This window comes from Isoptericola sp. NPDC060185, assembly GCF_042728595.1.
Taxonomy (GTDB): domain Bacteria; phylum Actinomycetota; class Actinomycetes; order Actinomycetales; family Cellulomonadaceae; genus Isoptericola.
The window spans coordinates 103,693-113,171 of the sequence record NZ_JBHWYY010000007.1; the positions used below are offsets into that span (position 1 = coordinate 103,693).

Below are 9,479 nucleotides of genomic sequence, written 5' to 3' on the forward strand. Positions count from 1 at the left end.
TCGGGTACGACGAAGCCCCCACACCGGGCGGTGCGGGGGCTGGTGGTGGGTGGTGGTCAGAGCCGGTCGGCGATCCGCTCGATCCGGCTCACGAGCGTCTCGTGCTCGCGCCGCGACTCGGCGGTGTGGCCGTCGAGCCGCTCAGCGACGGCGCGGGTGTCGTCCCGGTCCCGGCCGATGTCGCGACGCAGACCCCGGATCTCGGAGTCGTGCCGCTTGAGGTCGTCGCGCAGCTCGCCGACGGCCGCCAGGACGGCCTCGTGCTTCTCGTCGAGGTCGTCCCGGAGGTTGACGTCGTGGCTGTTGTTCACCCCGTGCGAGGCACGCCGTGCGTTGATCAGGGCGAGCAGGATCGGCACCAGCGCGAGGACGACGAGCATGAGGAGCAGCCACGCCCACCACGGCGTGCCCTCCGGCACCGTCGCCGTCATCCGGCCGCCGCCTCGAGCGCGGCGACCCGTGCCGCGAGCGCCGTGAGCTGCTCCTGCTGGCGTTGTACGACGACGGCGAGGAGGTTCGTCAGCCGGTCGTAGGACAGGTTGTCGGGGCGTCCCTGGTCGTCGTAGCCGACCCACTGGCCGAGGCCGGCGTCGTGCATGTCCTCCGCGATCGTGCCGACGAAGCGGCGTGTCGTGTCCGGGTCCTCGGCGACGTCGGTGCGGTCGCGCCAGGTGCGGGGCGCGAGCGCGTCGAGGATGGTCGCCGTGTCGACGTCGTCCATGTCGAGGCGCTCGACGTCCTGCTTGTACCGCAGGGACGACGAGGTCATCTTCACGTACCCGCCGTCGAGGACGACGTTCGCGGACGCGCTGGTCGTGCCCGCGCCGTAGATGTGCGGTCCGCCTGAGTCCACGCCGAGCGAACCGTAGGAGTCGCCGGCGGTGGACCACATGGACAGCCGGGCGCGGTCGTTGTTCATCCCGAGCTGGGTCCGGACGCCGGTCCCGTCGGTGGTGAGCGACTGCAGGGTGACGCCGTCCGCGCCCGTGCCGCAGAGGTACACGTTGTTGGCGTAGGCGGCGAACTCGCCGACCCTGGATGTCGTGCCCTGCCCGGCCTTGACGACCGTCGTCGCGTCCGTCCGGAAGATCGCCTGGAAGATGTCGTTCCCTGCGTCCGCGCCGGCGTTGTCCTTCTGCACCAGCAGGCCGCGCCCGAACAGGGTGCCGGTGGCGATCGCGTAGACCGGGCCGAACCAGGCCGCGGAGGACCCGTCCGAGTGCAGGGCGCGGAGGCGTCCGGTGGCGGGCACGGTGACGCCGGACGGGTCGATCGTGACGCGCGTGACGCTGTCCTCGATGGACCGCAGCGACGTGCCGGACATCTGGACACGGTCGCCGGACGCCGCGGTGCGGATCGTGGCGCCCGTGATCGTCATGCCGTCGATCGCCGTCGCCTCGAGGACCTCCGTCGTGACCGACCCGGCCGCGAGCTCGTTCGTGGTGACGGAGTTCGCCTCGATGTCGGGGCCCTCGATGCGGTGCGGCACGATCACCGACGACGTCGAGGCGACGGACTCCCGGCCGCGGTCGTCCACTGCCTTGAGGTAGAACGCCGTCGACACGACGGGCAGGCCCACGATCGGGACCGAGGTGTCACCCGAGTACAGGGCGGCCACCAGCTCGCCGTCCTGGTAGACGTCGACGCGCACGACGTTGCCGGGCATCGGGTTGCCGCCCACGGTCTTGCCGTCCCAGCTGACCGTCACCGTGCCGAGCTTGGAGAACAGGCCCGGCGCCGACGGCGCGGGCGGGTTCTGCCCGCCGTCGACCGTATCGTCGTTCGTGGGGCGCCCGGAGCCGCCGGCGGCCGCGCCGCCGGTGATGCCCTGCATCTTGCGGGCCGCGCGCAGCTCGGCGGCCATGACCCGGTCGTGCAGCACGACCGACCCCGTCACACCGTCCGAGCCCTTGCTGATCGTGACCTGCTGCACGCGGACCTTCTCGCCGGTGCCGGTCGTCGGCGCCATGATCCAATCGCCCGGCCAATAGTCGATCAGGGGCGCGTGCGCGACGTCGCCGGCGAGCACCAGCGCGCGCGTGTACTGCCCGCGCACCCGGGACGCGCGCTGCAGGTCCGACTGCACGAGCTTGCGGGCGGTGATCTCGTCCGTGACGCCGCCCTGGGAGACGTACCCCTCCCACTCGCCCCACGGGGTCGGCGCCGACGGGTTGTCGACCGTGACGACCAGGCCGCCGTCGCCGCGCAGCAGCGCCCGCGACACGATCTCCTCGATGGACTCAGCCGACGGCGCGTCCTGCACGTCCGTGCCCAGCCAGAGCCGCACCGTGGCGTCCAGGGCGCGCGAGAGCGCGGGCGAGTCCGCGTTCCACATCTGCAGCGTGCGTCCGTTCGTGCGCCAGTCGCACATGCCCTGGTCGGCCAGGCTCGACAGGATCACGTCGAGCCCGTCGCCGAGCTCGTAGTACAGCGTCGCCGCCTGGGACCACGCGGCGCCAGCCGTGTCCGCCGCGTCCGTCCACCCGCGCGCGACGGGGACACCGCCCCGGGCCGCGTTCTCGTCCAGCAGCGTCCGCATGATGACGCCCGCCGGCTTGCTGTAGAACGGTCGCTTGCCCGCCTGCTCGTCACCCTCCGGGAGCAGGCTCGCGGTGTTCAGGTTCCGGGCCTTCATCAGCAGCCACGAGTACGACGGCAGGGTCAGGCGCACGACGTCGCCGACGTCCGCCTGGTCGTGGTCGCGGGAGACGAGCACGAACCGGCCGCCGCGCGGCTCCACCCACGTCCCGCCGTTCGACACCTCGACCGCGACCTCGAGCCCCTGCTCGAGGCCGCGGCCCAGGATGTCGCCGCCCGCCGCGGCGCGGGAGTACTCGATCGAGAGCGCGCCCGTGTCGTTGTGCACGAACGACACGTCGAGCTTGAGCGGCTCCGGCAGGAACCCGATCGCCGACCCGCCAGGCTCGTAGGCCCGCAGGCGCACGTCGTAGACCACGCGGTGCTCCTCTCTACAGGTAGGCGGGCCGAGCCCGCACCACGACTTCAGACGCGCCCGTGACGGTCACCCGTGCAGCCCTATCCGACGGGTCCGTCGCGACCATCCGCGGCCACAGCTGCAGGCGACCTGCCGCCGGGTAGTCCAGGCCTGCCGTCGCCGCCTCGGGCGTGATGGTCTGGGTCGAGGTCGAGCCGTGCGGCGTGCCTGTCCATGCGTTGGCCATCCACGCCGCGTCCGTTGTGTCGCCGTCGAAGTAACTGACCTCGACGGGGTACTGCGGGTACTGCGTCACGTAGTCCCCGATGCCGGCCGCGATGAGAGCCTGCCCAGCGTCGTTCGGGTGCACCCCGTCTGCGTAGAGCTCAGGGGCGTCGTCGGCGTCCGGGATGAATGCGCGCAGGTCGAGGTAGGACACAGCTGCGTCACCGGCTGCGATGATCGACAGCCTGTCGTGGTACTCCTGCCACAGGACCGGATCGGCACCAGCCTGCCGAGCCATCCCCAGGAGCACCACCGAGCCGACGAACCCCGCGTTGCGGTACCCGGCGATGATGCTCCGCAGGTTGGCCTCATAGTCCGCCAGGCTCACGCCCTGCCCGTAGTCGTTGTTCAACAGGCCGATGAACAACAGGTCCGCACCACCCCCCGCGGCGAGTGCGGCGATCCCCGCGTTGAGGCGGTCTCCGGAGACGAAGTCCGCGGTGGAGAAGCCCGCGTGCGCTCCGTCCAGCACACGCACACCTGTGCCCTCGTCACCCGCATAGGCGTGCAACCCCTGAACGTAGACGGACCGGCCAGCGACGCTGCTCGCGTCCCGCGTCACAGTCACGGTGTGCGCCCCCGCTACCAGTGCCGGTGACGACCACACGGCCGACAGGTTGGTCGTCGCGGAATACGTGTCCACGAGCGTCGGCGCCCCTCCGTCGACCACGACCTTCATGACCCCTGTGCTCGCCGTTCGCAGGTACGCGAGCTTGAACGACGTCCCCGTGAACGTGAACGTCACAGTGGATGTAGCGTCCGTCAGGACGCGGGTGCGGATCCCGAGGCCCCAGCTCGGGTTCGTGCCCGTCGCGCCGGTCCACGAGACCGGCCACCCCGGGACGGAATTCGCTGGCGCGGCCGGGATGTAGGGGAACTCTGGCCCCGTCGGAGCCAGGCGCTCCTGGAGGAGCGACTGCCACCGCTTCGCGAGCGTGCTCACGGCGGATCCCTCGCTGATGCTGTCACCGACCACGAGGGCCTGCGCGCGGCCCGCCGCCACTGCGACATCCCACTGCATCAGCGGGCCGGTCCGAGAGCCCAACTGGGCTAGAGCTTCGGCCTGCGTGTCGCCGACGCCGATCATGACGCTGTCGACCCACATGCGGTGTCCCGCTGGGAGGAGAACGCCCGTCGAGCCGGAGTACGCCTGGACGTTGATGTAGGCGGCCGTCGCCGTCGCCGGGGCCTGCACCATGAACACGGCGCGCCGTCCGGCATAGAACGGCGCCGGCGTGACCGGGCCCGAATGGAATGTGTTGGCCGACCCCGTGAACGCGACCGTCGGCCGAATACCGCCGCCCGCGGCCGGGTAGCTCGTCTCGCCCGCGACGAGCGCCGCGAGCGCGACCCACTGTCCGGGCGTCACGGGGGCCGAGGTGCTCGCGAGCTGGGTGAGCGTCAGGTACGGGCTCGAACCGTCCGCCGCGAGCTGCATGCACCGCGACCCCGCGCCGCCGCCGCCCCACATCTGCGGGAACGAGGCGGTGATGGTCCCGGTGCCGCCAGTCGCCACCCACAGCGCGCCCGAGACCTCGAACGAAGGGTTCTGGACGAAGTTCTTTCGGACTAGCGCACCTGGCGGCGGCGTCCACGCGTCAGCGTCCTGCGACAGCCACGCCCGCATCGCACCTGCGTCGACGAACAGGTACCAGCCTGGCATCGATCCCGTCCACGAGATACCTGTCCCTGACACAACGTCGGTGACCACAGGGTTGTCCGGGTCGTCGATCCGCAGCACCGCGTCGCCGACTGGCGCTGTGGACCCAGCGAGCACCGAGACCGATCGGCCGAAGACTGTGATGGTGGTGTCTGACTCGGTACCGCGCAGAAACACGCCGGGCACGGCGAGGACGACCTCGAAGGTCGCCTCCGCGGCGGTAGTGAACTCGTCCGGGGCGACCGAGACGAGCACGGCCGGCGCCGAGGTGACGAGGCCGCCGGACGTGCGCGACAGGATCAGGCCGGGCGCTCCGAGCAGGCCGTACAGCTCGAGCGTCGCGTTCTCGATGTCGTCCTGGGTGGAGCCGTGGAGCCACATCGTGAGGGTGACGGTCGGTTCGTCGAAGACGGGCAGGCCGGCGCTGATCACGCCGTGCCTGCCCGGCACCTCGAGCGTGGTGCGCCGGGTGGTGACCGGCGGCCGCCACATGGACACGGCCTGCAGGCCCCAGCGCAGCGAGTCGACCCCGGACAGGCCCCAGGTCACCTCGTAGACGTCTGCCACTGTCACACCACCCCGATCGCGGCCGCGTACTGCAGCGCCTTGTTGGTCGTGACCGAGGTGGGCTCGGCCTGCGGGAAGTGGTTGATGATCTTGATCTCGACGTTGCGGCCGGTGCCGGCGGGGCCGGTGCCGTTCGGGTACACGGTCGAGCCGGTCGGCAGGTCGACGACCTCGGGGCCCTTCTCGCCGACGACGGCCCAGCCGCCCTGGCGGATGGTGCCGCCCTTGGCGAGCATGGGGATGTTGGGGACGTCGAAGCTGCGGCCGCCGACGCCGGGCACCCACCCGGGCACCGTGAAGCCGATCGCCCCGATGCTCCGGTTCCACCAGCCGGCGACCGCGTTGAACGCGGACTTGAAGACGCCCGTGATGGCGGAGCTCACGCCGGAGATCGCGGTGCCGATCCGGCTCGGCAGGTTCTTGAACCAGTCGACGATGCCGTTGAAGATGTCCTTCACCCGGTCGCGGGCGGAGCCGAACTTCTCACCGACGAAGGACGCGACCTTGCCGACGGCGGAGCCGACGCGGGAGGGGATGTTGCGGAACCAGTCGACGACGCCGTTGAAGACGTCCTTCACCTTGTCGCGGGCGGTCGTGAACTTCGTCCGGATCGCGCCGACGACCGCGCCGATGGCCGCACCGATCCGGCCCGGGACGGCCTTGAACCACTCGATCAGCGCCGTCCACTTCTCCGTGATCCACGTCTTCGCCCCGCCGAAGAACCCCTTGATCTTCTCGATCGCCTGGGAGAACCACGGCACGAGCGTGTCGGTGAACCACTTCCCGACGGCCTCGATCGCGGCCTTGATGCCAGCCCACGCGGCCGCGACGATCTTGCGGCCGATCTCCGTCTTGGTGAAGAACCAGACGAGGCCGGCCACCAGGAGGGTGATGCCGGTGATGATCAGGCCGATCGGGTTGGCCTTCATCGCGAAGTTGAGCGCCTTCTGCGCCGCCGTCGCGACCCACGCCGCGGCGGCCTGCGCCTTCTGCACGATGCCGAGGTTCTTGACCCACGTGGTCGCCTGCACCAGGCCCTCACCGAGGTCACCGATCGCTGTCCCCGCGAGGATCGCGTTGCCGCCCAGCTCGAGGAACTTCCCGGCGGGGCCGCCGATCTGCTCACCGAGGGTGGCCATGCCGTCGCCGAGGGTCGCGGTCCACGTCGCGAGGTCGCCGGCGGACTCACCCGCCGCGTCGAACTTGCTCCCGGCCTCCTCGGACGCCCGGCTGATCTTGTCCGCCGAGTCCGCCGCCGACTTTCCCACGTCGTCGAAGGTCTTCGACGCCTTGTCCACCCCGACGACGGTGAACTCCACTGCCGGTGTCGCCACGCCTACACCTCCTTGCTGATCGCCTGCTCGATCGCGGCGGCCGCCGCCGTCATGGCCTCACCGATGCCGTCCAGGAACTCGTCCTGGTGGTCGTCGAGCACGCCCTCGAGCAGGCCCGCGGTGGGCACCTTCTGCTCCACCCACCGCCACGAGCGGCGCGGGCGCCGGCGCCACGGGTACACCGGGTGCCGCAGCGTGCCGCGCCGCTCGAGCGAGTTGTAGTCGTGGCCCTTGTCCGTCGACACGATGCGGATGCCGGCGGACTCCTTCGCGCTCGACGAGAGCCGGTTGCGCACCGCGAACGTGCGCTTCTTCTTCGTGAGGTACTTGGACGCCCCGCCCCGCTTCGGCAGCTTCGCCGCGAGCTCCGTGCGCATGTCGTCCGCCGTCGGCGTGCCCGCCGCCCGCAGCGCGGCCAGCAGCTCCTTGCGGATCTCCTTGCCGTCGCCGACTTTGCGCATCACCTTCGCGAGCGCCTCGAGCGAGTCCATGCCCTCGATGCGGAAGTCGTCACCCACGCGCGGCCGCCTCCTTCGCCTTCTTGGAGACCTCGAGCGCGAGGTTGTAGAACTCCTCGCGCTCGAGCTGGGTGAGGACCATCCACGAGGCGACGGGCTGGCCCGTCGTCAGACACCAGGTCGCTATCTCCCGGGCGTCTGACCTCAGCCTTCCCCCGCGGCGACGGCCTCCTCGTCCTCGTCCTGCTCGTCGTCGGCGAAGTAGTCCTGCAGCTGCCCGACAGTCATCGCGGACGCCCGGCCAGCGGGGTCCGGCTCGCGCCGGCGGTGCAGGTCGAGGAACACGAGCGCCTCGACGAACGTCTCCTGGTCCTCCTTCGCCATCCGGGCCAGGGGCCGCTTGAAGACCCGGTTGACCAGGCCGCGCTCCTCGCCCGTGACGGACAGGTAGAACCCCTGGGCGGTGAGGTCGGAGGTCGACGTCTGCGCGTCGCTCACGCGGTCACCTCCGTCCAGGAGTCGATCAGCCACTGCACCTCGACCTGCAGCGTCTCGGACGCGTCCTCCGCGGCCTCGCCACCGAGGTAGGTGTCACCGCTGATGCCGCCGGGGGTGACGTTGAACGAGTAGTGCGGCTGCTCGACGGACGCCGCCGAGTTGCCGAGCGGCTTCACGGTGCCGACCAGCGGCGTCGTGTCGCCCGACGTCGCGATGCGGTACAGCGACGTCGCCAGCAGGTCCTGGTTCAGCGTCATGTCGAGACGCTTCGGGATCTTGCCGCGCATGTCCGCGAACGTCTGCCGCGTGCCGTAGTTGAACGCGATCGCGGACGTCTCGTCCGAGCGGTCCACTCCGTCGAGGATCAGGACCATGTCCCGCCCGTTGATCCGGGTCACTGCCATGAGGGGTCAGCCCTTCATCTGGGCGCGCGAGACGCGCGCGAGAACGTTGACGGCGGTCGCGAGAGTCGACTGCCCGTTGGTGGAGTACTCGGCCGGCTCGTCGACCGTGTCGGCCGCGAGCTCGTACCCGTCGAGCCCACCGATGGCGTCGAGCAGCTCGACGACCATGTCCATGAGCCGCTCGAGGGTGACGGCGTTGGTGCCGGGCCGTGCGACGCAGATGACGCGCAGGACGATCCGCCAGGACCCGACCTGCGGGCCGAAGCCCACGCCGCCGTTCAGGACGTAGCGGAACGGCGGTGACGCCTTCTCCGGGACCTCCGGGAAGGTGCGGAGCCCGGCCGCCGTGAGCGCGTCAGAGAGGGCCGTCTGCGCGGCCGTGATGGCGTTCACGCGAACCCCAGCGGCGCGAGGTAGGGCGACAGGACCACGCGGGCACCGCGCAGCGGGTCCGAGGAGACGCGCAGCGCCGTCTCGGACCCGTCGCCGGTGTCGTGGTAGACCGTCGTGAGGACGCCGTTCGGCGCCTTCGCCTGGTTGAACAGGTTCACGCCCACGCGCAGCACGGCCTCGTCGACGGCCTCGGTCGGCACGACCTCCGCGCCGACGTAGTCCGTGACGTACCGGTCCGCGAGCGTCAGGCATCGGGTCGCCTCGTCCTCGTCGGCGGTGGGGTCACCGCCGACCCGCTCGATGAGATCGGGGACGGTGACCGCCACGTCAGCCCCGCTTCTCGGCGCGCTGGCGAGCCGGACGCTTCTCGGCGGCCGCCTCGCCGGTCGTGGCCGTCTGCTCGGCCGGGTCCTTCGCGGTCGCCGTCTCCTGCTCGCCGGCGGTCTGGCCGTCGCCGGCGGGCTGCAGCTCGGGGCCGTGGTCGCCCTCGAGCGCGGCGCGCAGCTCGTCGACGTCGTCGATCACCTCCGCGGCGAGGCCGCCGCGGACGAGGCCGTGCGCGTACTCGTCGGGCAGGTCGACGATGTCGCCCACCCGGGCCGTGACGGGCTCGCCGTTGTAGAGCCCGCCCGGAGCCACCTTGATCTGCACCTTCATGTCGACCCCTTCTGGTCGTCGTTGGGGGCCGGGGGGGGCCCCAGCCGGCCCCCCCCCCCGGGCGGGAACCCGCGGTGGTGTACCACCGGGTTTAGGCCCGCGGGGGGGGCCCCACCCCCCCCCCCCCGCCCCCGCCGCGGCCCCCGCGGGCCGGGGGGGCCGGGGGGCCCCCCGCCACCGCCGCGCCCCCCCCGCCCCCGCGGGGGGCGCGCCCCGCCCCCGCGGCCGGGACCGAGGCCGGGACCGCAAGCGCAGCCGTGGCGGCCGGGGCAACGGTCCGGACGTCGC

General features: G+C 71.5%; 10 protein-coding genes. All 10 read right to left on the bottom strand.

The genetic code is table 11. The annotated features are described in order from the left end of the window. Positions 1 to 56: 56 nt before the first annotated feature. Positions 57 to 431, bottom strand: a complete 375-nt coding sequence (locus ACFWDO_RS04855; RefSeq protein ID WP_380318690.1) for a hypothetical protein — start codon at positions 429 to 431, stop codon at positions 57 to 59. Further along, positions 428 to 2,956: a hypothetical protein gene (locus ACFWDO_RS04860; RefSeq protein WP_380318687.1), complete on the bottom strand. Its 2,529-nt coding sequence runs from the start codon at positions 2,954 to 2,956 to the stop codon at positions 428 to 430. Before ACFWDO_RS04860 ends, ACFWDO_RS04855 begins: the two co-directional genes overlap by 4 nt. A 13-nt stretch (positions 2,957 to 2,969) precedes the next feature. Next, a complete protein-coding gene (locus tag ACFWDO_RS04865) occupies positions 2,970 to 5,447 on the bottom strand; it encodes an SGNH/GDSL hydrolase family protein (protein WP_380318684.1) in 2,478 nt (825 codons plus the stop codon). 2 nt (positions 5,448 to 5,449) lie between these two features. Then, positions 5,450 to 6,781: a hypothetical protein gene (locus ACFWDO_RS04870; RefSeq protein ID WP_380318681.1), complete on the bottom strand. Its 1,332-nt coding sequence runs from the start codon at positions 6,779 to 6,781 to the stop codon at positions 5,450 to 5,452. 2 nt (positions 6,782 to 6,783) lie between these two features. Beyond that, the gene (locus ACFWDO_RS04875) at positions 6,784 to 7,299 is read right to left on the bottom strand and encodes a hypothetical protein (RefSeq protein WP_380318677.1); all 516 of its coding nucleotides are present in this window, start codon (positions 7,297 to 7,299) and stop codon (positions 6,784 to 6,786) included. Between the two features lie 144 nt (positions 7,300 to 7,443). Beyond that, a complete protein-coding gene (locus ACFWDO_RS04880; RefSeq protein WP_380318675.1) occupies positions 7,444 to 7,737 on the bottom strand; it encodes a hypothetical protein in 294 nt (97 codons plus the stop codon). Then, positions 7,734 to 8,141 (bottom strand): hypothetical protein, encoded by a 408-nt coding sequence (locus ACFWDO_RS04885; protein WP_380318672.1) that lies wholly within the window; start codon positions 8,139 to 8,141, stop codon positions 7,734 to 7,736. Before ACFWDO_RS04885 ends, ACFWDO_RS04880 begins: the two co-directional genes overlap by 4 nt. Positions 8,142 to 8,147: 6 nt before the next feature. Further along, positions 8,148 to 8,534: a hypothetical protein gene (locus ACFWDO_RS04890; RefSeq protein ID WP_380318669.1), complete on the bottom strand. Its 387-nt coding sequence runs from the start codon at positions 8,532 to 8,534 to the stop codon at positions 8,148 to 8,150. Then, complete coding sequence (locus tag ACFWDO_RS04895; RefSeq protein WP_380318667.1) at positions 8,531 to 8,860, bottom strand: hypothetical protein; 330 nt, start codon at positions 8,858 to 8,860, stop codon at positions 8,531 to 8,533. The genes ACFWDO_RS04890 and ACFWDO_RS04895 overlap by 4 nt, the downstream gene beginning before the upstream one ends. Position 8,861: 1 nt before the next feature. After that, complete coding sequence (locus ACFWDO_RS04900) at positions 8,862 to 9,191, bottom strand: hypothetical protein (RefSeq protein ID WP_380318664.1); 330 nt, start codon at positions 9,189 to 9,191, stop codon at positions 8,862 to 8,864. Positions 9,192 to 9,479 lie beyond the last annotated feature (288 nt).

Bases quoted from the DNA above. Each gene is read 5' to 3' on its own strand.
- ACFWDO_RS04855 (WP_380318690.1), bottom strand. From the start codon at position 431: ATGACGGCGACGGTGCCGGAGGGCACGCCGTGGTGGGCGTGGCTGCTC.
- ACFWDO_RS04900 (WP_380318664.1), bottom strand. From the start codon at position 9,191: ATGAAGGTGCAGATCAAGGTGGCTCCGGGCGGGCTCTACAACGGCGAG.
- ACFWDO_RS04885 (WP_380318672.1), bottom strand. From the start codon at position 8,141: ATGGCAGTGACCCGGATCAACGGGCGGGACATGGTCCTGATCCTCGAC.